The organism is Streptomyces sp. NPDC048196, from assembly GCF_040652715.1.
Lineage (GTDB): Bacteria > Actinomycetota > Actinomycetes > Streptomycetales > Streptomycetaceae > Streptomyces > Streptomyces siderophoricus.
This window is the reverse complement of sequence record NZ_JBEZMM010000002.1, coordinates 285,929-310,854: the sequence shown is the minus strand read 5'-3', so window position 1 is coordinate 310,854 and position 24,926 is coordinate 285,929. Positions and strand designations below refer to the sequence as shown.

Here is a 24,926-nt window from a genome sequence, read left to right as displayed (position 1 = left end):
GCCAGTAGTCCTCCGCTTCCAGGTTCGAGTGCCCCACCCCTCGTGGCAGGGGTGGGGCACTCGTTCACCGCTCACTCGCCCGCTGGGCACTGCCGCAGCAGATCGCGTTCAACGCCCGGGTGATTGGCAGGGCACGTCGAGCTTGCTCAGGTCGGTCCATTCGTGGGTACCGGTCGAGTTGACGATGACCAGCCGGTCGAGGCCGAACGCGCCGTTCTCCATGCACAGGTTCTGCCGGGCCTGCGCGTAGTTCTTGTGCCGCAGGACCCGTTCCAGGTCGGCTTTGCCGTAGAAGAACCCCTGGCCCACCGACGGCTCCAAGTTGATCTGCACGACCCGCTCGAAGCCGGGCGGGGCCTTCTCGGGGCCCCGCTTGCCCTGCTGCGCTTTTCCCTTCTTGTTCTCGCCGTTGAGCTGCCTGGTGGCTTCGGCTATCCGCGGCCACAGCTTCTTCCACGCCTCGATGGTCTTGACCTGGACGGCCCGCCGGATCTCCTGCCCGTCGCGACTGCTGGTGAAGATGTAGTCGGTCTTGTACGTCTGCCCGTCGCCGGCCTTGTATCCGCCGTCGAACCACACGCGCGCTTTCGGATCGGTCTTCAGCAGGTGCGCGACCTGCTGAAGCACGCGGGCGCCGCCGATCTCGTCGGTGGTGGAAAGGCTGTCGGCCAGGTCCTGCGGGTTCGCCAGACGCCCCGAGGCGGCGATGGTCATCAGCAACGGCAGCTGCCCGCGGGAATTCGCCGCGCGCAGCGCCTCGACGGCCTTCTCATTGGTCTGTGTGTCGGCAGGCTCGGCGTTCTTCGTCATCAGGTCCAGAAGGTTCGCCGCGAGGGGTTCCAGCGGGGTGGCGACGAACACGTCACCGGGCTCCAGCTCCCGCGCGTGCAGGCGCTGCGCCACCTTGGGGTCGGGCCCGTACACGGCGGTCGAGTACACCCACGAGTAGTCGGTGTGCCGTACCGTCTTACCCGTTCCCGCCGCCACGTTGGGCCGGATGCCGCTGACCCCCTTGGACTGCCCCGGAGCCAGCGTGCCCAGCGGATGAACCCGCTCGGACGTTCCGGGAAAGGCCACGTGCAAGGTGGCGTCGCCGGGCTCGTCCCCGGTGTTGGTGACCGTGAACGAGTACGAGCACGGGTTGGAGCTGCACAGGTAGGGGCTGTTGAAGGTGGTGGTGAACACCGGCCCCTGCGAGGCCGCTACCTTCTCGGCGGACGTCAGCGGGGGCACCGCAGTGCCCTGCGCTTCGGCCGCGTCCGCGCGTGCGGCGGCCACCTCCTTGTCGGTGGCTGGTTCGGGCTTGGCCACCAGGTAGGGGTTGTAGTAGCCGTCGCCGTCGCCGTACGCCGCCAGGCGGACCGCTGAGCCGGTCGTACGCGGCCAGGCGGCCGTACGGACCGGGCTGGCGTCAGCCGGGTTGGCCCCGATCGCGAAGAGCGTGTGAGGGGCGGCGTCCGCGAGGATGACCATCCGGCCCCCCGCGGAGTACGACGTGACCTTGCGGCCCTGCATGCTTCCGGCGTCTTCGGTGACCACCGAGGGATCGGAGGTCACTGTCCGTACCAGGGAGGCCAGCGACTTCGGGTTCAGCGAGCCGGCATTGATGCCGAAGCTGTCGAGCATGTAGTAGCCGTCGCGTTTGACCGGCGCGACCCAGTGCCCGCTACTGGACACGTCTCCCCCGTAGTGAGGGTTCTGCTGCGCCCAGAACTCCTTGTCGCCCTTGAGGTAGAGCTGGCTGCCCGACCACGCCATGGCGGCCTGCCCGGTCACGGGCATCCGCAGCGTGCCGGTCGCCTTCCCGTCGGCGGTGACGGTCAGATCGGCCTCGGTCTGCGGCTTTCCGCTCCCCGGCCCGTACACGGCCCGCAGGTGCAGTCCCGGTAGTTTCTGGAGCTCTTTGGCGGCTGCCGCGCCGCGGGCCGGTGCGTCAGCCGTGCGGGTTTCGCCGCTCGTTCCGCCGGTCCCCGTACTGGAGCCGTCGGGGCCGTCGGGGCTGTTGGGCCAGAGCAGGCCGGCGGTCACGATGATCGCGGCGCCCAGCGCCAGGCTCCCGTACAGACGCCGCCTGCCCGGTCTACCGGCCGGTGCCACGGTGGGCGGGTAAGCCGGAGGCGCGGGGAACAGGGGCGGTGCAGCACCACCCCCTGGCCCTCCTGGCGGGTCGGCCTCGTCGCCGCTGCCCAGCTGGTGATCGTCCACACTTCCCCCTTCGTCGCCAGGCAGTCAACTGTGCCCGACATCGGCCATACGGCGCACCCCAACTCGCCTTTTGCAAGCGCGACTTGGCCGTCGTGCGCGTTCTGACCGACAACGGCTCCTGCTACAAGTCCAAGCTGTTCACCCAGGCCCTGACCGCTGCCGGCAACGCCCACAAACGCATCCGGCCCTACCGCCCACAGACCAACCGCGAGGTCGAACGCCTCAACGCACCCTGCTCGACGAATGGCCCTGCATCCAGCTCCACACCAGCAACACTGGCCACGTTCAAGTTTGTCGGCAGCCCTTGTGCATGAATTCCGTCAGCAGTCGGTGATCACTCCGCCGGGAGATGTTCGCGCGTTTTGATGGGATCGCCGTGCCATCACTGCGGCGTGTGATCAATTCGCTGTGCCTTGGCAGCAGCATCCGTAAGGTTCCTGCATGACGGTTGAGAGTGAGCGGGCCGTGCAGGCAGCCATCGACGGGGAGATGGAGCTTCTCGATCCCGCGGTGCGTGCTTCCCCAGCCCGTGCCCTGGAGCTTTTGGACCCGGAGTTCACCGAGATCGGGGCTTCCGGACGTGGGTGGGACGTGGAGTCATCCTCACGGTGACGAGCGGCGGCTCGGAGTCGCCGGTCAAGGTCAAGGTCAAGGTCAGCGAAGTGTCCGGCGTCGTACTTGCTCCGGGCGTCGTTCACCTGACCTACTTCGCCGACAACCAGGGCCGTCGGGCATGGCGGGCGCTTGCGCTCACCAGCACCCGAGCCCGGACCGAACACGCAGGAGCGGGCTGATCAACCGCTTCCATGCCTGGCGGAGTGCCTCGCCGTGATCGAGAGGCTGGGAACGGGCGAGCCAGTCTCGTCGGGTGGTGACTCGCCCTGCCGGCCTCAGCCCACCGCCCTCTTCACGAGCTCGCTGATGCGCTGTTCGTCAGCTGCGGTCAGCTCCTTCAGGGCGTAGGCGGTCGGCCACATGGCGCCGTCGTCGAGTGCCGCCTGGTCGCTGAAGCCGAGCGTGGCGTACCTCGACTTGAACTTCTGTGCGCTTTGGAAGTGGCAGAGCACCTTGCCGTCCTTCGCGTAGGCGGGCATCCCGTACCAGAGCTTGGGCGTGAGGGTGGGAGCGGCGGTGGTGATGATGTCGTGGATCCGCTCGGCCAGGACGCGGTCGGCCTCCGACATCTCGGCGATCTTCGCGAGCACGTCCCGCTCCGCTGCCGCCTCCTTCTCCTTCCTCGACGCACCGCGCCGCGCCGCCGCCTTCTTCTGCTCCTGCGCGTGGTCCTTCATCGCGGCCCGCTCTTCGGCGGTGAATCCGTTGTACTGCTCGGCGGTCGTGTCGGAGGTCTGGGTGGACGACTTCGTGGACTGCATGGCGGGGTTCCTCTCGTACAGGGTGGGGGGTGTGCGATGGGGGTGGGACGGGGCGGTAGTGCCAAGAGCTGACGAATCAGGACGGCGTAGGAGTGAGCGAGGCGGATGCGAGGGAGATGGTGGGTGCGATGCTGATGGTGGATGTGGTGGAAGCCGTGATTGTTTCGATGGCCATCACGCTAGAGGCTGCTTGGCGGCCGGAGCTTCTCGATTCCTGACGGGTGTTGTCTCTTGATTCGCCATACCGACAGGCGTCGCCTCGACTGTCATCGCAGAGGTCGCATCGTGGGCTACGCGGGCTACACGGGCTTCATGGGTTGCATCCACAGGGTCGGCATGGCGGGCCGCGTTCGTCGCCTGGCGACGGAAGGCCCCGGGCGGCATGCCGACCAGGTCGGTGAAGCGGGTGGTGAACGTGCTCAGCGACGCGCAGCCGACCCCGAAGCAGACCTCGGTGACGTCAAGGTCGCCCCGCCGCAGCAGCGTCTTCGCGCGCTCGATGCGACGCGTCATCAGGTACGCGTAAGGCGACTGGCTGTAGGCGGCCCGGAATTGCCGGCTGAGGTGGCCGGCGGACATGTTCACCTCGCGGGCCAACGCCTCCACGTTCAACGGCTGCGCGTATTGCCCATCGATCCGGTCACGGACACGGCGCAGTCGCGTCAGATCAGCCAGACGCTGCGCTTGGACGCGCGCACGCCCCCACTCGGGCAGGCACATGAGACAACTCCCCCTTTTTTTGTCGTTTGCCGTTTGTCGACGTTTGCGTGAGTCGGCCGACACGGCCGCATCGATACCCGCACGGCTCAGCGCAGTTCACGGGTGCGGACAAGGTTGCCGTAGGGTCGCGGAAGGCGCAGACGCGGATTCCGTACGGCTGCTCGGTCGGCTGGTGTGCGACCTCGATGTCACTGGCATGCGCGTTCTCGGACGCGGCGTGGAGGTTTGCGATGCCGCGGTCATCGTCCGGTGGCGCCGGAAGGATCGACCGGTCGGGCAGACCGGCCGGGCCAAAGCTGATCAGCGCCTCCTGCCGGTCCGACGTCGGCGGCGGACTTCGAAGCCGAGGGCGTCGCGGTAGATGGCGAGCGAGGGACCCGGGTCGTCCTGTGGAAGAGAACTCGTGTGAAGGGGGAGGTCCATGACCAGAAGGTTAGAGGCGGCTGTGTGACCGTGCTTCTTGATTCCTGATCGCTGTGGAAACGCTCGAACCATCACCGCATGCCACGCCGAGGCGCATGTTTTCCCCGCATACGGCGCGCCCTGTCAGACCGTCAGCCACCCACGGAGAGGGGGAGGGCGGCAGAAAGGGAAGCAGGGATGGGGGAGGCAGGGAGGGGCTGCTCCGCCCCTGGGCCGCTCTATCGTGGCGAGCGCTGGGAAAAGCTGTCGCAGCGGCGTTGTGTCTGCCTGCTGGCCCAGGGCGCCGTACCGGGTGATTGATCGCTACGCGGCCGTCGACGGATTCCGTTGGTTGGCCGATAAGGGGGTCGAGTTCGGCGTAGGCGGCGCCGGCCTCCTCGGTGAACCACATGTGGTCGTGCCGGCCGGCAGCAATGGCGATGGGCCGGCTGTCTGGGGTGGGAGTGGGGTATTCGCGCAGGCGGCCGTTGGTGTCAATACGACCGACGCGGCTGCCTGTCAGCTCAGTGAAGAACATGGCGCAGCGGGGCCCTCGCGCCAGGTAGATGGGCTGGCTGTCTGGGACGAGGGGATGCACGGTCCAGGTGTGGGTGCGGGAATCGAAACCTCCGATGGTTCCGTTCTCCTTGCCCGTCCACCACACGGTGTGCCAGTCGCGTCCGATGCGCAGCCCGTGCGGCCCGGCGCCGGGATAAGGGAGGGGGTAGCGGGCGATGCGCTTGCCGGTGCGGTCCAGCTCCACCAGGGCGTTGGTGAATTCCTCGGTGACCCAGACATGGCCACGCCAGTCCCTGTCGATGCCGCGGGGTCCGCTGTTGCTTGGGAAGGCGGTGATTGCGACCACGCGGCCGGTCGTGGTCACGCGGAGGAAGCGGTTCTCGAGTTGTTGGGAGACCCATAGGTTGCCGTCCGGCCCGATGACCAACTCACGTGTGCTGCCCAGCCAGGGTGGGGCATCCGGTACTCGTGCACGCTGCCCACCGGTGGAGCAGTGCGATCCATGGGCGAGGCTGCCACTCCAGGCACGTCGGGGGTCAGCACCAGGGCCGCTACGCCCAAAGCGGCTCTTGCGCCCGTCGACGACGCCATGGTCGTCTTCGACGGTCCGAGGAATCTGCATCGACTGCATCGACGGATCACGATTGTGGAGCCAGTCACCGCCGGCTACCTTTGCCGTCTACGAGGGGCCAGTCAACACGGCCGCCTTGGCCCTCTACGGCGGGCAAGGCACACGGCGCACACACCACACCCCTCCCACCACGGCGTCGTGGGCCGGTATGACGATCACCGCGATGACCGGCGGGGAATCTTCTGCTCACACAGAGAGCCTGCCCCGCTCGTGTGCACGAGGGGCGCACGAGGGGGCACGAGGGCTGCCCGATGCTTGCACGGTGGTTGCGCGCCGAGCCGGGCTCACCCACGAGCCGCAAGCTCAGGCTCAGCTCGTCGGGCCGTGGATGCGGCGGTGGGTCAGCGCCCACCAGACCTCCGCCAGGTCGGCCGGATCGCGCAGGCTGGTTCCGGTGATCTCCTCGAAGCGTCGGAGCCGGTTGCGCAGCGTGTTGGGGTGGACGTACAGGGCGCGCGCGGCGGCCTCCAGCCGCATGCCCTGCCGTAGGTAGGCGGCGACGGCCTCCTCCAACTGGACGCCGTCCTCGCCCCGTTCGGCCAGCGGCGCCAGACGGAGCCGGACCAGTTGTTCGCCCACATCCGGCAGGGCAACGACTGTGGCCCGAAGCCCCAGTTCCTCGTGGGTGAACGCCCCCACCAGCCCGGAGCCCACCGCTGCGCGCAAGGCCTGGGTGGCCCGGACGAACTCCGTGGCCAGCCTGGACGCGGGCGCAGGTGCCCCCAGTCCCACCACCAGAGTGCGGCACAGACCCTCGGGACGCGCCGCCAGCAGCCCCGCCACCTCCCCGTCCACCGTCGTGACCAGGGGCCGGCCCGAGGTGTCACGGGCGAGCCAGGGGCGCAGAAGATCGACGATGCGGGCCAGGGTGCCGTCGGCGGAGTCGGGGTGCCCGGGCCCGGGCCAGGACGGGGCCGGGAGCCGGGGGCAGGCCGGGCCGTCGGGCCCGGAAGGGGCAGGCAGTCGGGCCCGGAACGCGAGGTGCAGTGCGCTGCGGTCGAAGGCGCTGTCCAGTTCCCCGTCCAGCTCCCCGCCCAACTCTCCGTACCGCTGCCCGTCCTGCGGCCGGCCGTCGGCGCCGGTGTTGGCCCACCGCGCCTCGCCGAGCAGCAGCGCGCGGACCATTGCCGCCCGCCGGCGATCGGTCATCGATCTTCGCTGGAGGTCGGTGCGGCAACTGCGGACGATGCGCAAGGTGGTCGCCGCTGTCCAGGCGCGGAGTATCTCGGCGATCGGCAGGAGGTCTTCGGCGGTGCCTTGCCGGGCCGCCATCTCCTCGCCGAACCGCCGCCAAACGATGTCCGAGCCGATTCGGTAGGCCGAGATGATGTCCTCGACGGGCACAGAGCGCGCCAGCGCCGTCACTTCGGCCAGGTGCCCGGCCGGGAGGTCGTACGCCGGGGGGTTGGAGCCCGGCAGGTCGTACGCCGGGAGGCCGGAACCCGGAAAGTTGGCGCCTGGGAGGTCGTGGGCCGGGTGGTCGTGGGCCGGGCCGCTGCCGTGTACCGCGCGCTGGAGGGGCCGGTGTCCCTGGCCGGACCAGTGCTGCACCAGCGACAGGCCGTTGCGCAGTGCGACCGTCACCCGCGGCCGGAGCTGGTCGGCCGAGAGTGCCGCGTAGGAGGGGAGTTGGGCCCGCAAGGCGTGGATGACCTCGTTGGTCAGGGCGTCGATTGCGGTGTGCAGTGCGGCAACGGCCCTGGGCACCCTTGTGGAAGTCTCCACCCGTCCCCTCCCGACTCGGTGTATTTCCCCATGGCGAAAGCGATCATTCGTCGCCATGCTACGAGGAAGCCGCCCGAACCCCTACAGACGTTCGATCTGCGGACGACTTCTGTGCCGTCGTCAGGATCCCTCGGGGACCGGTAGGCGGCGCACTTTTCCCAACACCCCCCGCACCTTCAAGGATTTCCATGGCCGTTTCCTGGCGCCGTATCGCGGTGCCCGCCGCCGCGGTCGGCGTACTCGTCCCCGCCGCCCTCGGCACCCATGCCCTGCTCACCGATTCCAACGACCCCGGCACACCCCCGACCGGCATACGCGCCGCCGGGACCGCCGACCCGGACGCCGCCGCGGACGACGGTGCCGCAGCCGCCGGCCCGCAGGGCGCCGTCGTCGCCAAGCCGTCCAACGCGCCCGCCGGATCCGGCCGTTCGGTCTCGGTACAGCTGGCGTCCTACGACGCCCAGCGCAAGCAGGCCGTGCTCAAGCCGTCCGCCGGCAAGAGCGTGCGCACCGGCGACGTCATCGCCGCCGCGCCCAACCGGCACGCCCCCTCGGGAGCGCTGTTCAAGGTAGGCAAGGTCACCGGCTCCCACGACGGCGAGGTCCAGGTCACCACCGTCCCGGCCACCCTCCCGGAGTTGCTCGGCGACCAGAAGGTGGACCGGCGCGCGGCGCTGCGGCCCGGCGAACTGACCGTCAAGCCGCTCTCGTCCGGCGTCAGCGTGCGCAACCCCTCCCCCGGCACCGGCGGCCCGGCCACCCCGTCCGACGGTGCGAGCACGCCTTCCGGCGAGCCCAGCACGCCCACCGACAACAGCCCGGACGCATCGGCCTCTCCAAGCCCGTCGGCCACCGCCTCCGACTCCGCCTCCGCCTCCCGAACGCCGCGCAGCGGGCTCACCGGCGCCGGCGCGGCCGCCAACGCCCCGGACGAGGCGCTGTCGCCCGAGGCGCGGAAGAAGCTCACCACGCTGCACCTGGGTATCAATGTGCCGCTGCCCAAGGGCGTTGAAGCCACCGGCAAGTCCCCCGCCCGTCTCTCCGGCGAGGTGGCGTTCCGGCCGGAGCTGATCTTCCAGTACAACAAGCGCGGCGGGATGAACCTGCTGCCGGAGCGCGCGGCCATCGGGCTCGGCGGCTCCTACAGCTACGGCTGGCAGGTGCACGGCAAGGTGCGCGGCACCGCCGACACCGGACAGGTCTCGGTGCCGCTGGCCGCTGTCACCGGCCGGCACGTCTTCTGGGTCGGCCCGGTCCCCGTCGTGGTCAGCACCGAGGTCACCTTCACCTACCGCTTCACCGCCGGCGGTCGCATCGTCCTCGACGCCGACCAGCGCACCACCGGCTCCTTCGCCGTCGGCGCGAAGTACGACCGAGGTCACGGCTGGCAGCCGCTGAACGAAGCGCACCAGCAGACCAAGGGCGGCACGCCCCACGTCGAGGGCGCGGCCACCGCGACGGCCCGCGTCGGCGCACACGCCCAGGTGTTCCTCTACGACACCGCAGGTGTTGGCGGCGATCTGTCCGTCCACCTCACCGGACGGGCCGCAGCCGCCACCGGCGCCGGCCACGGCGCACCGGCATGGGCACTCAGCGCGGGCTACGACCTGAAGACCCAGCTGATGCTGCAACTGAAGGTCTTCGGCATCCAGATCGTCGACCTCAGGACCACGCCGTTCGCCCTGCACGATGAACGCAAGCTCTTCGGCCACGGAAAGCTGCCGCCGGCCTGAGCCACTACCCGGCCCACCACGCCCGGCCCAGCCCAGCCCCAGTCCACACGACTCCTGCCCGCAACCGGGGCGGTATCGACGGTCAACGGGCTGGGCTGGTGCGTCGGTTCGTAGCCCCACCGGCACCTCCCCAGCCCACACTCCAAGGCCTTTCAGTGGAACGTCTTGGCGCCGAGCGGGTGCTGCTGGTCGAAGCCCGGGAGGATCAGGAATGTGGCGCTGGCGGTGGTGGTGGTGAATCGCAGCAGTGCGTCGGAATCATCCATCCGCGCAAGGGTGTGGGTGAAGGTGCGGATGTCGTTCTGGAAGCTGATGAAGAGCAGGCCGGGGGTGGGCTCGTCGGTGCTGTAGGAGCGGCGGAGCATGAGGCCGACGCCGACCACGTTGGGGTTGGCCCGGCGGATGTGGGCGTCGGCCGGGACGAGGTAGCGCCCGTCCGGTGTTTTGGCGCCGAGGTTCGGGTCCCCGGCTGCGGTCCCGCCGGAGAGGGGCACCCCGGTGGCTCTGCGCCGGCCGAAGGCCGCCTCCTGGTCGGCGACGGAGAGCGCGGCGAACCGCGGCAGGTCGAGTTCCATGCGCCGCACTACGGCGATCGTGCCGCCGACGACGGGAGCCGGCCCGGCCAGCCACAGATGGCGTTGGTGTTCGGCCGCCGTGCGCGGGCCCACGATGCCGTCGATGAAACCGAGCAGGTTTCGTGGCGCGGAGATGTCCTTGTCCACGGCGACGTTCGGACCCCGGCGTGCGGACTGCCGCCAACGTTCACGTATCCGGCGGCCGGCCTGCTGCAGAAGCGCGGCGGCCACGACCGGTAACAGCAAGGGGTCGCTGGCGCAGACCTGTACCAATAAATCCCCGCCGCGTGCCTGCGGGGCGATCTGCTCGCGGGAGAAGCGGGGGAGGTCTGCCGCGCCGGGCAGGGCGGGATCGGCCATGCGAACCAGTCGTGGGCCCACCCCGATCGTCACGGTCAGATCGCCCGGCGCCAGGCCCAGCAGTCGTGGATCGGTCCCCGCGGTGAGCGTGCGAACGGCCTGGCCGAGTTCGGCCAGCAGCGGGCCGACGGCCACGGCGTCGCCGAGGTCGGCCACCACCGCCAGGAGGTTCGGCTGGACCGGTTGCGGGAGCGTGATGCCTGCCTGATGGCGGCCGGTTGGCGGCACCTGCGTAGTCGACGCGGACACCTGTGGAGTTGACGCGGGTGAAGGGTGCCGGCCCGGCTTCGGTGCAGGGGAATCGCACCCGACGGTGAGCCCGGCGGCCGCCGCGGCCCCGGTGGCACCGATGAACGCGCGGCGTGATGGAGAGGAGTCAGCTCGGCTCACGGTGTGGAGAATGCCATAGACCTTCCCTCGCAGGGCGAGTTCGTCGAATGCCATATCCCATTTGGCGAAGGCGAGTTGGTTGGCCTCCGGGCAGGGAGGGCTTCATGCCAGGATGAGGCCATGCCTCGTCTCCGTCTTCGCATGATGGCCGCGTTACTGAGCACTCTGACAGGCGCACTGGCGGGCTGCGGGCCCAACGATGACGCATCCGGTCACGGCCGGCGACCACCCGGCGCGCACGTGACGATCACAGTTCCTGCTGATGCCCCGACGATCTCGGACGCGGTGGCTCTCGCCCACCCCGGTGACCTGGTACTGGTCTCATCGGGCGTGTACCACGAGTCGGTGAAGGTCTCCACACCTCGTGTCACTCTTCGTGGTGCGTCCCGGGACAAGGTCGTCATCGACGGGCGCTTGCAGCAACCCAACGGCATCGTCGTCACCGCGCCCGGGGTGGCCGTCCAGAACCTGACCGTAAAGAACAACACCCAAAACGGCGTCCTGATCACCGGTTCGGCGAAAGCAGCCGCCGGACTACCGGGGCAAAGCGGCGGCTACGACACCGGCGGTGAGCCTGTCACCTTCCTGAAGTCGTTCCTGGTCTCCTACGTGACCGCGACCCGCAACGGGCTGTACGGCATCTACGCGTTCTCCGCGCAGAACGGCGTCATCGAGCACTCGTACACCTCGGGCGGGGCCGACTCAGGGATCTACGTCGGACAGTGCAAGCCCTGCCACATCGTGGTGCGGAACAACGTCGCCGAACTCAACGCGATCGGTTACGAAGGCACCAACGCCAGCGGCGACATGTACGTGATCGGCAACCGCCTGGTCGGCAACCGGGTCGGCCTGACCACCAACTCCGACCACCAGGAGAAGCTGCTCCCCCAGCAGGGCGCCATCATCGCGGGCAACCTGATCGCTGCCAACCAGCAGACGGCCACCCCGGCGCAGGCCGACGGCGGATGGGGCACCGGCATCGGCATCGACGGCGGCAGCGCCAACCAGTTCCTCCGCAACCGCATCACCGACAACCGCAACGCCGGCCTGGTCATCACCGCAACCGCCGACCTGCCGGCGATCGGCAACCAGATCGTGGACAACACGTTCACCGGCAACGGCATCGACATCGGCTGGACGTTCCCCACCGCCACGCGGGGACGAGGCAACTGCCTGCGCGGCAACGACCTGCGCACCACCGTACCCGCCCGCCTCGCCACAACCGCGTCCTGCCCGCTTCCGGCCCACTCACCCTCGCCGGCCGGCAGGTGGGCGATGCCGACGGCACCCGGCGGCATCCCGTTCACCGAGGTCGCAGCGCCCGGTCCACAGCCGCAGTTCCCCCACGCCACCACTACCGGCGCAACCGTCGTCCCGGCCGCTCCGACCCTGCCGAAGACGGCAGGCATCCCACTGCCGTCGGCGTCCCTGCTGGCCGCCAACGCGCGAGTCCAGACACCCTGAACAGCGGCTACCGCGTCGGCGTGACTCCAGGTACCGGCCTGACCGGAACGTACTTCTGGGTGTCGAAATCGATGACCACCGGCTGCGACTGGGAACCCACACTCACACGGACCCGGTACATGGTGCCGTCCGAGCCGACCCAGTAACGCACGTTGCCCGCCGTGGCGGAGCGGTCGCGGGAAGACGGCCCGGTCATGACGTCCACCCGATGCCCGTCCACCTGGTCCGCTCCCCACCAGGCGGCGCCGTTCTGCGGCAGCAGTTCGGCGTTGTCCGGACGGTCACTTCCGAGACCGAGCGCGATGGCCAGCGAACTGTCCAGCGCGCTGCCGGACAACTGCAGCGGACGGCTGTACCAGCCCGAGCGGGGCGGCGAGGAGGGTGCGTGCGCCGGGGCGTTGCCCATGGGGTGAACGAACACCGAGGTGGCGCTCCACTCGATCAGCCCGTCGCTGGAGGTGTCGCGCCCGGTGCCGTGCACCACGCCATAACCGACCTTGTTCTGGTAGTCGACGGACCCGGTGACCTTCAGCCCACCGGCGGTGCCAGGCACAGTGATCGTCACCGCGCGGCCGTGCGCCTGGAAGTTACGAAACCGGGTGATCGCCAGCCGGTTCGCCTCATCCGATGTCAGTGCGCGCGGACCGCTGGAGCCGGAGCCGTCGCCGACGAGGAGGACTGCGGCCACCGTGACGGCCGCTGTGCCGAGGACGGCTGCTGCCCAGCGTGGCCGCAGCCATCGGCGCCGGCCGGCCGCGCGGCCCGGTAGAGCTCGCTGGATTCGCTGATTTCGCTGATTTCGCTGGATTCTCCCGCTCCGCACGCGGCTCGACACTGACACTCTTCCGCTTCACCCTCTCCACCACCACACTGCCCGGCCGCCGCGCCGTCGCGGCGACACTCGGCAGTCCAGTGAGGCACGACGCCAAGGCCGGCCCTTGTGGGCCGGCCGGACGGTGATCTGCCCGACCGCACCATGGTCCGGACCGCGGGCAGGCAGATCACTGTTGTTGTGCGGTTCGTTCAGTGATTCCGGGCGCGACGCTTCCGGCTCATGACCGTGACGACCAGGCCCGCACCCACCAACAGGCCGACCAGCGCGATCATCCCTGACAGCCCGGTCATACCGGTGTGCGCCAGCGAGCCCGCGCTCCCACCGTCCGGGCCCGGCTTGTTGGCAGGCGGCGCGGGCGACGGCGGCGTAGAGGCCGGTGGCGAGGACGGCGGTGAACTCGGGCTCGGCGTCGGAGTCGGCGTTGGGGTCGGTGTTGGGCTCGGGGTCGGGGTTGCCTTGGGGATGTACACCCCGGCGTCAATCGTGTGATCGACCCCGCCCGGCTTGTCCGGCGCCGTGACGGGCGCGTAGCCGTTGCACATCCGCCCGGTGGTCGGCGGGATCACATTGGAGTCATGCGCACGATTGGCACCGGCCCGCGGGAGCGTGAACCGCAGCTCACTCGCCGGGGGTTGGCTGGGCACCTTGCCGGTGTCCGCGGTACACACGTCGAACTGCACCGTGTATGTGGCACCGGGCGTGAGCTGGTACGCGGCACCGACACCACCGAAATAGTACTCGCCGGCGGCATCGGTCTTGGTCGTGGCGACCTGCTTGCCGTCCGCATCCAGCAGGTGGATCGTGGCCCCCGGCAGCAGCACTTCCGCCGGGTCCTGGATGCCGTTGTGGTCACCGTCGAACCACACGAGGTTACCGATCTGGATCGGCGCGTTCGCCGCCGCGTACGCGATGTCACCGAGCCCGCCGGCCTTGCCGAACCCGCCTTGTTCCCGGCTGACGAACTGGAACCCGTTGGCGGTCGGGTTGTTGCCCGGGCCCTGACCGGTCGTGATGTCGTGGTACCCGGTCCCTGAGGTCGCGACGTTGACGACCGGGTCGAACTCCGTGCTGACGACCCACTGCTGCTGCGGGATATAGGCCACCGACCCCAACGCGGTCTCCTGGTGCGCGTTGGCGTAAGAGTCGCCCGGGAAGTATTCGACGACATCGGCGGCCTGGCCGCCACTGTTGGCGGGGGTGGCGTGGTTGGGGCAGTTCCCGGTGCCTTCCCACTGGTATTCACCGGTGGGAGTGGCGCAGACCATGGTGATGTCACCACCGGACATGCCGTTTTCCCCCGTGTCGTTCCCCGGGCGGGGGTCCAGTCCTCCCCAACTGAGCACGTCCATGAACCGGTCGCGGAAACCCAGGATCATCGAGCCGTCGCGGGCGAAGGCCAGGGAGGCCAACTCCGGCTGCGGATCGATGAAGACGCCGCCCGACTTCCGGTCGTCCCAGGTGTCCAGGCTGGTGTTCCACGGGTTCCAGTGGGTGGCCTTGTCACCGGAGCCGAAGACGCTGCCGCGCTTGTCGGTGAGCGAGTGGGTCAGCACCGTGCTGAACCGCTTGCCGTCGTAGGTGTAGACGACGGCTTTCAGGTCCGCGCGCTGCTGCGTGCTCTCCGCGTTGCACACGCCGCCGACGTACAGCGTGTTGTTGTGGGTGGCGAGCCCGAATGGCCGCCAGTCGCCGGGGCTCGCGCACCCCGGGTCCGGGATCCGCACCGTCGCCTTGGGCTCCGAGGCGGTGGCCCCTGTCGCGTGGAAACTCACCAGGCTGCGGGTGCGCAGGTTCACCGCGTACAGCGTGGAGCCGTCCTCCGACAGGGCCAGGCCACCGATGCTCTCCTTGCCCGGGGCGTCGGTGAACCCGGGGTCCTTGTTCATGTTGGCGGCATCGTGCGGCGTCACCGCAGCGCCCGGCACCCGCGCGAACAGCTCCGGCGCACCCGAGCCGCTGACCGGCACCGTATAGATCGCGCCACCGCCCTTCGGCCCGTAAGGGGCGTAGCGGCGGGCGAACGCGCTCTGGAACAGCCGGCTGCGGTACTTGTCGTACGCCAACCCGAACGTCGTGCCCACCTGGGCCTGGGTGGCCAGCGTGGCCGGACACGACACATCGGTAGGACATGTGCCTCGGACCTTCGTCCCGAACGCCACCAATGCCCGGGTGTCGGTTCCGTTGGCGCCGTTGTGGACCGGTACGAAATACCGGGAGTCCGGCAGCGTGTAGTCGGCCGGGTCCCACACCCCTGTCACCACCGAGGCGTTCTTCCCGTCCGACACATCCACGAACGAGGTGAAGCTGTCGAAGTGGTTGTCCGCCGTCGACGCAGGCGCCGCCCGCAGATAGCCGCTGTACGGCGCCGGGACGCTGACGTCGACGCGGTATCGGCCGCCGCTCAGCACGGTCGACCGCGACACCACGACCTTTCCCGTGGCGTCCGTGACGCCGGTGACCTCGTGCCCAGCGGGGTCGGAGATCTCCACCTTCATGCCCCGCTGCGGCACGTCCATCGTCGCGTTGATCACGCCGGTGCCGAAGAAGTCGCGCAGCACCTCGACCGTCAACGTGCCGTCGGCGGCCGAAGCGTCGGCAGGCGAAGCCGTCGCCCCGACGGCGCCGCCTGCCACTAACAGAACGGATAACCCCATGCGCGCCAGCGGCCCTGCAACCCTGCAGGCCGACCGGCGAGAGTCTCTGCCGACTCGATTCACGGCATCACACTCCACACTTCTCTTGTCAGGAAAACGAAGCGCCCGCTTCGCGCTGCACGTCCACTTCATGGACCCAGGAGCGGAAGCCTGTCGCGAACACCACGGAAAAGGAAAAGGGCCCACTGCTGTTGCGTGGGCCGCCTTGTGGTGATCTTTCAGCGATATTACCGATGAGTCGTAAGTGCCGGAGGCCAGAAAAAACGAACGCGCGTTCAGGGCCCCGGGCGGCATCGCCGTTCATTGAGTATTTTTGCAGCTCAATCACGGTATCCGCCCCCCGTCAACCTCACCGACCGCCCTCGCGAGCAGCGCGCGATATTCTATGCGCTGAAGTATCGCCGCCACCACCAGAACCCTGGAATCCAACAGGACCCGCGATAGTCCCCAAGTGCCCAGAGAATCGCGCACGGAAGAATATGCGGAAGCGACGTCATGTGCCCCGTGGTGTGGCCGTTTTGAGGGCCCGCGGCCAGCGCGTGATCTTCGCCCACACAACCCCCGATGATCACGCAGTGGCTGTTCCTATTTGGCTTCCGTGCTGTCCCGGGGCCGACGAGGCGATCGACTGGTTGCCACGTCGCTGCGAACGAGTCACGCAGCACCCTTTGCGCAACCGGGAGTTGGAACGCTTCGGTGTGCCCGTACCGCTGGCCGCAGTTGGCGCATCGGATGCCGGCGGTGCTGACGGTGCTGACGGTGCTGACGGTGCTGAGGGCGACGGTGGAGGGTGCCGCCGCAGTGGCAGGCGACGGGGATACGGCGTTCAACGCGTACACAATGATCTCGTCCTCCCTCTCTGTGATTCCGGCACACCGTCAGCACTCGGAATGACTCGTCCAAGGGCTGTCCCGCAATTCCCGGCAGGCGCACCGCGACAGCTACGACACCTCGCCGCGTTCCCCGATCGCCCGAATACGCTGACTACGAGCACCACCTTCCGCCTTGCCGTGCACCGGATCTGATGCCACACGCTGACCCACAGGAATTACAGGACGGCGGCCCTTGAGTTCGGCGTGATCAGGCCATTGCTCGTGGAACAACCCCGTCCGCCGGTACCGGCAGCCGATGATGAGCGGCCGGCGGGACGAACCCGTCGCGACGAAGGGGGCTCCTCCATGAGACCAGGCCGCAGCAGAGCCATGGCCGCCACCGCACTCACACTGGGAGCGCTGCTCACCACAGCGCTTCCGGCGACCGCCGTGGAAGGCCCCGGCCCGGCCTCCCGCTGCACCCCTGCCCTTCATGTCCTCGACCGGCTGCCGGGCACCGGCACCGGGGCCTGGGGCAGCGAGAGCGTCAACGACTTCGGCTCCGGCGGCCTGTCCGTCGGGCAGTCCGCGAGGCTGCCCGCCTACTGGACGGGAAGCACCGTGCACCGCGTCCCACTCCCGTCCGGGTACGACAGCGGCTCGGTCGCCGCCGTCAACCGCCGCGGCCTGATGGTGGGCAGCATCCGGGGCCCGGTGGGTGTCGCCGCCTTCAGCTACCGGGCCGGTGCCTCGGCTGTCCGCATCCTCCCCGGCGGCACCTATGCCGCCGACGTCAACGACCTCGGGATCGTCGCGGGCGGCAACGACAGTTCGGACATCGCCTATCTCTGGACCGGCGCCACCATCACCCGGACCCTCACCGTCAAACCCGGGCACACCCGCGTACACATACGCGGCATCAACTCCCGTGGCACTGTGATCGGATACTCCTGGTACTGGGACGGCGCGAGCGAGGTGAGCGGCAGCGTCGGGCTGGTCTGGCCCGGTGGCACCACAGGTCCGGGACGGGATCTCAAGCCCATCGAGATCAACACCGACACGGACTGGTATCCGTCCGCCATCGACAACCACGGACGCGTCGTCGGTGCACGCACCTACGCCCACCAGGACCTGGCTGCCGAGACCTACTGGGACGCCCCCTACACCAAGGACGGCGTCCAGATCCCGGGGCTCCCCGCTCACGAGGGCAAGGGCTGGCTCAACGACATCAGCCCCCGCAGCGGCGTCGCCGTCGGCACCGCGATGTTCCCGTACGGGATCCCACCGACCACCCCCATCGACCAGGCCCAGATCTGGCCGGGCTCCGGCCCCGTTCGAGCCCTCCCCAGCCTCGCCCCCGACGGCCCGGCCGGCGCCGAAGCCATCAATGACGAGGCCAAGGTCGGAGGTTGGGCCTACGACGGCGATCCATACGACGGCGCCGGCGCCCCGCACCCCGTGATCTGGACCTGCGCTCTGGGCTAAGGGCCGTCCTGCAATCCCCGGTGGATCAGCGCGCGGCGTCAGATGCCGTGCAACGCATGGCGGAGGAGTGTCGTCATACTGGGCGTATTCGGGCGGCGACCCGACAACGCGGCCAGGCGCCGCAGCGTCGTCGCGCGCCCGCCAGGGATTACGGGACAACCCTTAATAACGGGTGATCGCGGTGGGCCCGGAGGTGGTCCCGATCGCGATGTGCGGCCGGTGCCGGGGCTCGGCCCAGGCCAGGATCCGGCGCATTCCATCCGTGGGCACGGACACACAACCGGCCGTCGCCGACCGCCCGTTGACGTGCAGAAAGATGCCCGCGCCCCGGCCGCGTACCGGCTTGTGGTAGTTGAAGCCGATGACGAGCGCGTGCGCGTACTGGGTGCCGTAGTCGGCGAGGTGCTCTGACTCGGCGGCGCGGCAGTCGGCGGGCAGTGGCTCGGCCCAGCGGTTGTAGGCACGCGAGCGATTGTCCTGGCACCACCAGGAGTTCCGGTTCACCCGGCGGTACGGCATCGAGGTCCCGCTCGGCGCGGCCTTGATCCCGAAGCCGTAGGGAAGGTCGTACAGACCGGCGGGAGTGGTGTCCGTGCCCTGTCTGCGCTTGCCGCCCTCGACAAGCCCCTTCGCCCCGAACCGGGCGGGCGCGCTGCCGGCCACGACCCATTTGCCGCCCCGCCGGTCCCACCAGGTCAGCGTCCCCGTCGTGGCGCCGGGTCGGGGCGCGACGGCAGTGATCAGCTGGCTGCCTCCGCCGGTGTCGACCAGCCTGTCCGGCAGCGGCGGACCGCTGACGTCCGAGGTCAAGGTCAACAGGACGGCACAGAGCACGACACCGGCAGGTACGACGGCCACGGCAACCCCCGAAGGGAGAGGGACGGTTGCTCAGAAGTTACTGGGAGCGAGCGGGAGAGGCAGGCTGGACAGGCCGTCGATGTTGTGTGCGGTGTGGTCCGTCGTGGTGAAGTGCGCGCTCAGCGAGGCGTCCTTCTCACGCGAGAAGTGCTTGGGTGTGCAGGGCCCGATCTTCGTCGTACGACATGAAGGGCCCCGTATTTGCAGGGGTCACAGGCGCGAGTGCGGCCGTGGCCACGATGATCGCGCACCGCCTGTGCAGGGCCGGAACGATGCCCCGGGAGAGGGCGAGCAGTGGCCCGGGCGGTGGCGGCCAGTGATGGCATGCCATTGCGGCCAGTGGCGGCATGCCGTTGCGTCTAAGGATCGGGGGGCGTTGGAAGCGACTGGCGACCAGTCAAGGCACGTCGCCCGTCACCAACGTGTCGGGACAGCACAGCCAGCGCCTACTGGGGAAGATCGGCACGCGTCTTACTGGTCGATCGCGAACCGGTAAACCGTCGACTCTCGCGCCCGGAAACCGAGGCGCTCATACAACCGGTTCGCTGCCGCACGATCCGGACGGGAGGTCAGATCCACCGTCCGGGCACCCCTCTCCCGAGCGATCCGCAGGGCCTTCTGGGTGAGGAGCCCCGCTACTCCGCGCCCTCGCGCCTGCCTGTCGACGACCACGTCTTCGACGCGGGCCCGCAAGCCGGACGGCAAAGGCAACAGCACCAGGGTCAGAGTGCCGACGATTGCGTCGGGTGTCCGGGCAACGAGCACGGTGTTGGCATCGCAGGTCACCATTCGGTCGACGACTTCATGGTCAAGGGGCTTGGCAGTCGACGACAGCTGCGGCAGCAGCCGACTGAAGGCGTCGACGAGTTCCTGGCTCGTTTCCCGGATGATCTCTACACGGACGTCCATGCCGGGAGGGTATCCGGCGCCCAGGGCCCATAGAGCGCAACGGCCTCGTCAGACGGCCTTGACGACGATGCCGGCGCCTTCGAGCGCGGTGACCTCGTCGGCGGGGGCTGTGGTGTCGGTGACGAGAGTGTGCAGGAGTGTGGCGGGGCCGACGTATGCGAAGGCGGTGTGGCCGAGCTTGCTGCCGTCGGCTGCGACGAGGATGCGGCGCGCGGAGGCGACGCCGGCCTTCTTCACTGCCGCGTCGTCGAGGTCGTAGGCGGTCAGGCCGTCGGCTGCACTCAGGCCACAGCAGCCCATGACGGCAGTGTCGAAGCGCAGCGCCGCCAGGGAGGCGAGGGTGAGGGGGCCGGTGAGCGCACCCTCGGCGGCCCGCGGCTGCCCGCCGGATACCAGCAGCGTTGCCGGTCCCGGACCCCCGTCGAGTACCTGGATGGCCTGCAACGACAAGGGCATCACAGTGACCGGCCGTCGGCGCAGCAGGTGGGCGATCTCCAGGCAGGTGGTGCCGCTGTCGAGGAGGACGGTCTCGCCGTCGGCGATGAGCGAGGACACCTCTGCCGCGATGCGGCGCTTGGCATCGACGGACTCGTGAGCACGCAGCGCGAAGGGCGGCTCCTCACCCCGCAGCAGCAAGGTGCGCGCCCCACCACGGACGCGTTCGAGGACGCCTTGTGCGGACAGTACGTCGAGGTCGCGCCGGATGGTCATCTCGGAGGCGCCGGTGAGTTCGGCGAGTTCCTGGACCGTGATCCTTCCGGACTCTCTGACGGCCTGCACGATCAACCCGTGGCGGTCTGCGTTGCTCATACCGCGATTGAACACCCCTCGAAACGAACAATCAATGTGTGCGAAGTTACAGTGTTCAACCATGTTGGATGTTCATTACGGTGGCTCTCATGAATCATTCGCTTCGAGCTGCCCGAGTGGCGACCTTTGTCTACTTCATCCTGTGCGGCACCACGATGGGCACCTGGGTGGTGCACATCCCCGCCATCGAGGAGCGGGTCGGCATCAGCCACGCGACGCTCGGCGGACTCCTGGTGCTGCTGGGCGTGGGGGCCTTCCTCGGCATGCAGGCGGCCGGGCGTCTGACCGACCGGCTCGGCGCTCGCCTCGTCGTCCCCGCCACCGGTGTGCTGTGCAGCGCGGCCCTGGCGCTGCCCGGTCTTCCTCGCGACCCGTGGACACTGGCAGGTGCCCTGCTGGTCTTCGGATTCTGCAACGGCTGCCTGGACGTGAGCATGAACGCCCACGCCGTACACGTGGAAAAGGCATACGGCCGCCCCGTCATGTCGGCCTTCCACGCCACGTTCTCGGTCGGCGGTGTCCTCGCCTCGCTCGTCGGAGCAGCCACGGCGAGCGCCGGCCTGAGCCCGGCCGCAGGCATGGCCGCCATGGGAGCCCTGGGCATCGTGATCGCCCTGGTGTCGGCAGGCGCCCTGCTGGCGGCCGCACCCACCGCTGCCGACACGGACTCGATGGAGGAGGCCGAGCCAGCACCGGCCGCCGAGCGCCGCAGAAGCAGCGGGCGCATCTGGCTTCTCGCCGCCCTGGCTCTGATGGTCATGCTGTGCGAAGGAGCCGCCAACGACTGGAGCGCGCTGCACCTCAAGGACATCCTCGGTGCGCCCGCGAGCACCGCCGCCTTCGCGTATGGCACCTTCGCGGCAACCATGACGATCGGCCGGCTGCTCGCCGACCGCCTCGTCGCCCGGTTCGGGTCCATGGCAATCCTGCGCCACGGCGCCACCGCGGCCGCCGTCGGCATCACGATCGTCGCCCTCTCCCCGTCGATGTGGGCCGCGTTCGCAGGCTGGGCGCTGTTCGGTCTCGGGCTGTCCGGCTGTGTCCCGCAGTTGTTCAGTGCAGCAGGGCACGCCGACCCCTCCGCCGCCGGGGTCAACGTCTCCCGCGTCGCCGGGCTCGGCTACGTCGGCATGCTCGCCGGCCCCGCCGCCATCGGCTGGCTGACCCACCTCGTCGCCCTGAACCACGCCTTCGTACTGCTGACCCTGCTGTGCGCGATCACCGCAGTGGCCGCCGGGACCCTGCGCACCGAACCCGACCGCACACCCGAGAGGGCAACAAGCAGCCGCTGAACACCCCTCTGAGCAACCCTCGGAACCCGGAGGCACCCACCACCATGTCCACCGACCGGAACATCGTGCTGTTCGACCTCTTCGGGGTCATCGCCCGCCACCAACGCCCGGGCGCCCTGGAGAAGATGGCCGCCCGCTGCCACGCACCCACCGACGCCTTCACCACGGCCTACTGGGCCTGCCGCCCGCCCTACGACGCCGGCCAGCAGTCTGCGCCCGAGTACTGGACCGCCGTACTGCGACGACTGTCCCGGTCCGTCGACGCCGACACGATCGAGGAACTGCGTCTCACCGACATCGACAGTTGGTCACGCGTCGACGACCGAATGGTCGCCTACGTCCAGTCACTGCGTGACGTCGCCGAGGTCGCCTTGCTGTCCAACATCCCTGCCGACCACGCGGACACCTTCCTCATCGCACAGCCATGGCTGCACAATCTGAACCACGTTGCCTTCTCCGGGAAGATCAAAGTGGCGAAGCCGGCCCCAGCGGCCTTCCATCACTGCGTAGTCGCCATGCGGGCCACCCCGACCGATTTCCTCTTCGTCGACGACCGCGAAGAGAACGTACGCGCCGCGCAGGCCACCGGTATGAACGCACACCTCTTCACCGACCGCGACGAGCTGGCAGCCGTCATCGACACCTGGTTGCCGACTCGACACTCCACGGGGAAATGACACCCGACCTGAGACGTCGTGAAAGATCGCGCCAGAGGCGAATTCCCTGCTGAATTCCTGGATATACCGCACTATGCACTTAGCGCTATGACCGGAAACGGCGCCCGACGCACGCGGAGGCTTTCCGGACCGGAGCAGGCCACGGTCCGTTGATACCGCGCGGACCGTTGAGGCCGCGCGGACCGTTGAGGCCGCGCGGACCGTTGTCAGTGGTGCCGGTGACGGGAGCAGCATGAACATTGTCCTTGAGATTTTGCATGAGGCGGCTGACGGGGGTTGGGGGGTGGGGTGGGGGTGTTTGGGCGGTGGGTACCGCAACTGTCCAGCTCCGCCAAAGGTTTCTCCGGCGCATCACGTGACTACTGGTACGCAGCCGCAGTTGCTGTGATCGGTGGCCCGGCTGCGAGGCCGGCTTCGCGCGCCACACAGGCCCTGACCAGAGCGACGCTTAGCGCGGGCGGTGGACGCCGATGTGCCGTTTCGGCCGCTGGATTTGCCCAGCCCACCCTGACGCGGGCGGTGCACGGCCGACGGTACGCGTACCCCTTGCGAAAGCTCACGGGCCGGCGTATGCCGTCAACTACCCCGACTTGCGTGGAGTCCCGGCCTGCGCTGCGATGGAAGAGATTGCCTACGCCTCTGAATGACTAACGAGCTTTCCATTTCAGCTCAATCCGCAACGCCAGAAGGACGGAAGTCATGCCCCAGGGAAACCTGACAGTCCAGGAACTCAAGGAACAGTTCATCCCACTCATAGAGCAGGTCGGGGAGGAGAGGGCCGAAGAATACCAGCTGTACTACACGGAGGGCGGCTCACCTCAGCTGCTTTATCAGGACGGCGCCGCGGACGGGCAGTGGCGCCTGATGGCGAAGCATGAAAGTGGGGATCCTGGCCTCCGCCTCGGCAACCTCATGCGAGATCAAATAGAAGCCGACCCTGCCCCCAACACCCCGGTCCGCGCGGGCAACGACGAGTCTCATCTGTGGCCCATCGACCATGTGGAACTGGCGCCGGCGGGTCAAGACGGCTTTTACCTCGTCTTGAACGAGAACGGCTGACCGCGCGAGGCCATCTCGTCGCCGACCGCCCCGGCGGTAGCCGCGCCCCCCAGGGGTTTGTGGGACTGTCCCTGCGACCCTCGGCTCCCTCCCCCCTGCCAGCCTCTTCGCCAGACGGCAACGTCAGGCGCGGTCGCCCGCCCCGGGTCGCTCGCCCTTCCCGAACAGGTCCTGCTGGCCGTCAGGCACACAACGTCGTCATCCCGCCAGCGGCCAACACCGTCCTCGGAGCGCGGGTTCGTGCCCAGAGCAATGACCTCATCAACAAGATCAAGACGACGTGTCATTGATCTGCAAAGCCCTTGGTACTTCAGCCGCAGTTATGAGGTTCGATGTCCGCCGCGGCGGTAGAGCTGAGGCGGGCTCGGTGTCGGTAGCGTCGTCGCCAGCGTGACCCGCGCCGGATGTGCTCGGTTTCGTGTCGGGCGGCGTGGTCGATCCTGCCCGGCAGGCAACGGGGCAACGGATCTCGTTGATGCTCAGTCGGATCAGGTCGCCTCGATGCCCCCTTTCACCGGTGGTGGCCCGCAGTCCGACTGGACGGGCTCGTGCTTCAGGACGCAGGCGCCCCGCCGTTCCGCGGAGGAGGTACGTTCGGCCCATGACGTACTTCACGGAATCCCTGGTGGCCCGGTGAGCGGGTGGTGGACCTACCTGGAGGATCGGACCCGCCGGGAGGTCGATGAGAACGTGCTGTGCGACCGCCCGATCATGGCGATCAAGGTTGTGTTGGAAGCACTGCGCCCTCTGGAAGTGAGTCTGCGCGAGGCGGAGCAAGTGGTGCACGAGCGCTACGAAATGTTCGGAGACCGCGTGCGGCGCGCGGAGCCCGATCCGCTGGACGTGTCCTCACTTGCCACCCGTGCTGGCGCCCACCCTGGCCGTGTGGTCGCGATCGAGGCTCTCTGGGAGGGCGACACCCTTCACGACTGGTTCGTGCTCCTGGTCGCGGTCCTGGACGACCCGGCTGGTGAACCGCATCTGGCGACCGTCTACCACCGCCGCGGCGGGCCTCCGCCGGGTGTCGCTGCAGACAAGGCAGGGCGGGCCTTGGCCCAGTACCTCGGCGTGCCGTTTCACTTCCCTTCCCCGGACGTCCCGGACGACGAAGCGCCACGTTGGAAGACAGGCCAGCGTCTGCCTGAAACCCCGTGACTGAGAGGTGCACATAGATCTCGAATGAGCCCGGGATCAAGCTTGGGCGCCGCGCCAGGTGCCTCTCCTTCTCGTGAACAGCGGTCCCGGGCCAGTCCGAGGACGAAGCCCGCACCAGCATCCCGATTCACATTGGGGCACCCCCCTGCGACGAGCACCAGCGCGTGCTCTCCGCGCACAGAGGTGAGCCGCCAACGGGAACCCCCGGAATCGCTCGCGTTCGGGATGTCCACGTTCGGGGTGTCTGCGTTCGGCGTGTCTGTGTTTGGCGTGTCTGTGT

The 24,926-nt window shown here is 68.8% G+C and carries 20 protein-coding genes and 3 pseudogenes; 9 read left to right on the top strand and 14 right to left on the bottom strand.

All coding sequences use genetic code 11. The features are described 5' to 3' along the window. Positions 1-108: 108 nt before the first annotated feature. Positions 109-2,097 (bottom strand): hypothetical protein, encoded by a 1,989-nt coding sequence (locus AB0E02_RS05035; protein WP_362136056.1) that lies wholly within the window; start codon positions 2,095-2,097, stop codon positions 109-111. A 191-nt stretch (positions 2,098-2,288) separates the two neighbouring features. On the opposite strand from AB0E02_RS05035, the pseudogene AB0E02_RS05030 reads away from it, so the two are divergent. Continuing rightward, positions 2,289-2,452, top strand: a pseudogene (locus tag AB0E02_RS05030) (IS481 family transposase); the annotation flags it as partial. 337 nt (positions 2,453-2,789) lie between these two features. Beyond that, on the top strand, positions 2,790-2,999 hold the full coding sequence (locus AB0E02_RS05025; RefSeq protein ID WP_362136054.1) for a hypothetical protein: 210 nt from the start codon (positions 2,790-2,792) through the stop codon (positions 2,997-2,999). Positions 3,000-3,095: 96 nt separating this feature from the next. On the opposite strand, the gene AB0E02_RS05020 is transcribed toward AB0E02_RS05025, so the two are convergent. From AB0E02_RS05020 to AB0E02_RS05000, 5 genes and pseudogenes are all read right to left on the bottom strand, one after another. Beyond that, complete coding sequence (locus AB0E02_RS05020) at positions 3,096-3,581, bottom strand: DUF1801 domain-containing protein (protein WP_362136052.1); 486 nt, start codon at positions 3,579-3,581, stop codon at positions 3,096-3,098. A 174-nt stretch (positions 3,582-3,755) separates the two neighbouring features. Next, complete coding sequence (locus AB0E02_RS05015) at positions 3,756-4,301, bottom strand: AraC family transcriptional regulator (RefSeq protein ID WP_362136050.1); 546 nt, start codon at positions 4,299-4,301, stop codon at positions 3,756-3,758. Positions 4,302-4,387: 86 nt separating this feature from the next. Continuing rightward, positions 4,388-4,724, bottom strand: a pseudogene (locus AB0E02_RS05010) (VOC family protein). A gap of 10 nt (positions 4,725-4,734) precedes the next feature. Further along, positions 4,735-5,853 (bottom strand): hypothetical protein, encoded by a 1,119-nt coding sequence (locus AB0E02_RS05005; protein WP_362136048.1) that lies wholly within the window; start codon positions 5,851-5,853, stop codon positions 4,735-4,737. Positions 5,854-6,162: 309 nt separating this feature from the next. Then, positions 6,163-7,560 carry a helix-turn-helix domain-containing protein gene (locus AB0E02_RS05000; RefSeq protein ID WP_362136046.1) on the bottom strand — a complete coding sequence of 466 codons (1,398 nt, stop codon included), beginning with the start codon at positions 7,558-7,560 and terminating at the stop codon, positions 6,163-6,165. Positions 7,561-7,766: 206 nt separating this feature from the next. Between AB0E02_RS05000 and AB0E02_RS04995 the strand changes: the two genes are divergently transcribed. Then, complete coding sequence (locus AB0E02_RS04995; RefSeq protein WP_362136044.1) at positions 7,767-9,311, top strand: hypothetical protein; 1,545 nt, start codon at positions 7,767-7,769, stop codon at positions 9,309-9,311. A gap of 152 nt (positions 9,312-9,463) precedes the next feature. Here AB0E02_RS04995 and AB0E02_RS04990 read toward each other — a convergent pair whose 3' ends face one another. Then, positions 9,464-10,636: a Dyp-type peroxidase gene (locus AB0E02_RS04990; protein WP_362136042.1), complete on the bottom strand. Its 1,173-nt coding sequence runs from the start codon at positions 10,634-10,636 to the stop codon at positions 9,464-9,466. Positions 10,637-10,756: 120 nt separating this feature from the next. Between AB0E02_RS04990 and AB0E02_RS04985 the strand changes: the two genes are divergently transcribed. Further along, entirely contained in the window at positions 10,757-12,100 is a 1,344-nt protein-coding gene (locus AB0E02_RS04985; protein WP_362136140.1) for a right-handed parallel beta-helix repeat-containing protein, read from the top strand. A 7-nt stretch (positions 12,101-12,107) separates the two neighbouring features. Here the strand turns inward: AB0E02_RS04985 and AB0E02_RS04980 are convergent, their stop codons facing one another. The 3 genes from AB0E02_RS04980 to AB0E02_RS04970 all read right to left on the bottom strand — a co-directional run bounded on the left by AB0E02_RS04980 (position 12,108) and on the right by AB0E02_RS04970 (position 15,917). Continuing rightward, positions 12,108-12,788: a hypothetical protein gene (locus tag AB0E02_RS04980; protein WP_362136138.1), complete on the bottom strand. Its 681-nt coding sequence runs from the start codon at positions 12,786-12,788 to the stop codon at positions 12,108-12,110. A 335-nt stretch (positions 12,789-13,123) separates the two neighbouring features. Next, positions 13,124-15,589, bottom strand: a complete 2,466-nt coding sequence (locus tag AB0E02_RS04975; RefSeq protein ID WP_362136136.1) for an SdrD B-like domain-containing protein — start codon at positions 15,587-15,589, stop codon at positions 13,124-13,126. 88 nt (positions 15,590-15,677) lie between these two features. Further along, positions 15,678-15,917, bottom strand: a complete 240-nt coding sequence (locus tag AB0E02_RS04970) for a hypothetical protein (RefSeq protein WP_362136148.1) — start codon at positions 15,915-15,917, stop codon at positions 15,678-15,680. 850 nt (positions 15,918-16,767) lie between these two features. Here AB0E02_RS04970 and AB0E02_RS04965 point away from each other — a divergent pair. After that, positions 16,768-17,886 carry a hypothetical protein gene (locus AB0E02_RS04965; RefSeq protein WP_362136040.1) on the top strand — a complete coding sequence of 373 codons (1,119 nt, stop codon included), beginning with the start codon at positions 16,768-16,770 and terminating at the stop codon, positions 17,884-17,886. A gap of 162 nt (positions 17,887-18,048) precedes the next feature. Here the strand turns inward: AB0E02_RS04965 and AB0E02_RS04960 are convergent, their stop codons facing one another. The 4 genes and pseudogenes from AB0E02_RS04960 to AB0E02_RS04945 all read right to left on the bottom strand — a co-directional run bounded on the left by AB0E02_RS04960 (position 18,049) and on the right by AB0E02_RS04945 (position 20,463). After that, positions 18,049-18,720, bottom strand: coding sequence for a L,D-transpeptidase family protein (locus AB0E02_RS04960; RefSeq protein ID WP_362136134.1), 672 nt, complete (start codon positions 18,718-18,720; stop codon positions 18,049-18,051). 54 nt (positions 18,721-18,774) lie between these two features. Next, positions 18,775-18,937: pseudogene (locus AB0E02_RS04955) on the bottom strand (pyridoxamine 5'-phosphate oxidase family protein); the annotation flags it as partial. A 278-nt stretch (positions 18,938-19,215) separates the two neighbouring features. After that, positions 19,216-19,653 carry a GNAT family N-acetyltransferase gene (locus AB0E02_RS04950; protein WP_362136038.1) on the bottom strand — a complete coding sequence of 146 codons (438 nt, stop codon included), beginning with the start codon at positions 19,651-19,653 and terminating at the stop codon, positions 19,216-19,218. 48 nt (positions 19,654-19,701) lie between these two features. After that, complete coding sequence (locus tag AB0E02_RS04945) at positions 19,702-20,463, bottom strand: DeoR/GlpR family DNA-binding transcription regulator (protein WP_362136036.1); 762 nt, start codon at positions 20,461-20,463, stop codon at positions 19,702-19,704. Between the two features lie 89 nt (positions 20,464-20,552). Here AB0E02_RS04945 and AB0E02_RS04940 point away from each other — a divergent pair, with 89 nt between their 5' ends. From AB0E02_RS04940 to AB0E02_RS04925, 4 genes are all read left to right on the top strand, one after another. Continuing rightward, complete coding sequence (locus AB0E02_RS04940; protein WP_362136034.1) at positions 20,553-21,755, top strand: MFS transporter; 1,203 nt, start codon at positions 20,553-20,555, stop codon at positions 21,753-21,755. 44 nt (positions 21,756-21,799) lie between these two features. Further along, complete coding sequence (locus AB0E02_RS04935) at positions 21,800-22,432, top strand: HAD-IA family hydrolase (RefSeq protein ID WP_362136032.1); 633 nt, start codon at positions 21,800-21,802, stop codon at positions 22,430-22,432. A 699-nt stretch (positions 22,433-23,131) separates the two neighbouring features. Continuing rightward, entirely contained in the window at positions 23,132-23,491 is a 360-nt protein-coding gene (locus AB0E02_RS04930; RefSeq protein WP_362136030.1) for a hypothetical protein, read from the top strand. Between the two features lie 633 nt (positions 23,492-24,124). Next, entirely contained in the window at positions 24,125-24,646 is a 522-nt protein-coding gene (locus tag AB0E02_RS04925) for a hypothetical protein (protein ID WP_362136028.1), read from the top strand. Positions 24,647-24,926: the final 280 nt, after the last annotated feature.

Coding starts and splice junctions, on each gene's coding strand:
- AB0E02_RS05020 (WP_362136052.1), bottom strand. CDS start 3,581: ATGCAGTCCACGAAGTCGTCCACCCAGACCTCCGACACGACCGCCGAG.
- AB0E02_RS05015 (WP_362136050.1), bottom strand. CDS start 4,301: ATGTGCCTGCCCGAGTGGGGGCGTGCGCGCGTCCAAGCGCAGCGTCTG.
- AB0E02_RS05005 (WP_362136048.1), bottom strand. CDS start 5,853: ATGCAGTCGATGCAGATTCCTCGGACCGTCGAAGACGACCATGGCGTC.
- AB0E02_RS04995 (WP_362136044.1), top strand. CDS start 7,767: ATGGCCGTTTCCTGGCGCCGTATCGCGGTGCCCGCCGCCGCGGTCGGC.
- AB0E02_RS04985 (WP_362136140.1), top strand. CDS start 10,757: ATGCCTCGTCTCCGTCTTCGCATGATGGCCGCGTTACTGAGCACTCTG.
- AB0E02_RS04975 (WP_362136136.1), bottom strand. CDS start 15,589: ATGGGGTTATCCGTTCTGTTAGTGGCAGGCGGCGCCGTCGGGGCGACG.
- AB0E02_RS04965 (WP_362136040.1), top strand. CDS start 16,768: ATGAGACCAGGCCGCAGCAGAGCCATGGCCGCCACCGCACTCACACTG.
- AB0E02_RS04950 (WP_362136038.1), bottom strand. CDS start 19,653: ATGGACGTCCGTGTAGAGATCATCCGGGAAACGAGCCAGGAACTCGTC.
- AB0E02_RS04945 (WP_362136036.1), bottom strand. CDS start 20,463: ATGAGCAACGCAGACCGCCACGGGTTGATCGTGCAGGCCGTCAGAGAG.
- AB0E02_RS04940 (WP_362136034.1), top strand. CDS start 20,553: ATGAATCATTCGCTTCGAGCTGCCCGAGTGGCGACCTTTGTCTACTTC.
- AB0E02_RS04935 (WP_362136032.1), top strand. CDS start 21,800: ATGTCCACCGACCGGAACATCGTGCTGTTCGACCTCTTCGGGGTCATC.
- AB0E02_RS04930 (WP_362136030.1), top strand. CDS start 23,132: ATGCCCCAGGGAAACCTGACAGTCCAGGAACTCAAGGAACAGTTCATC.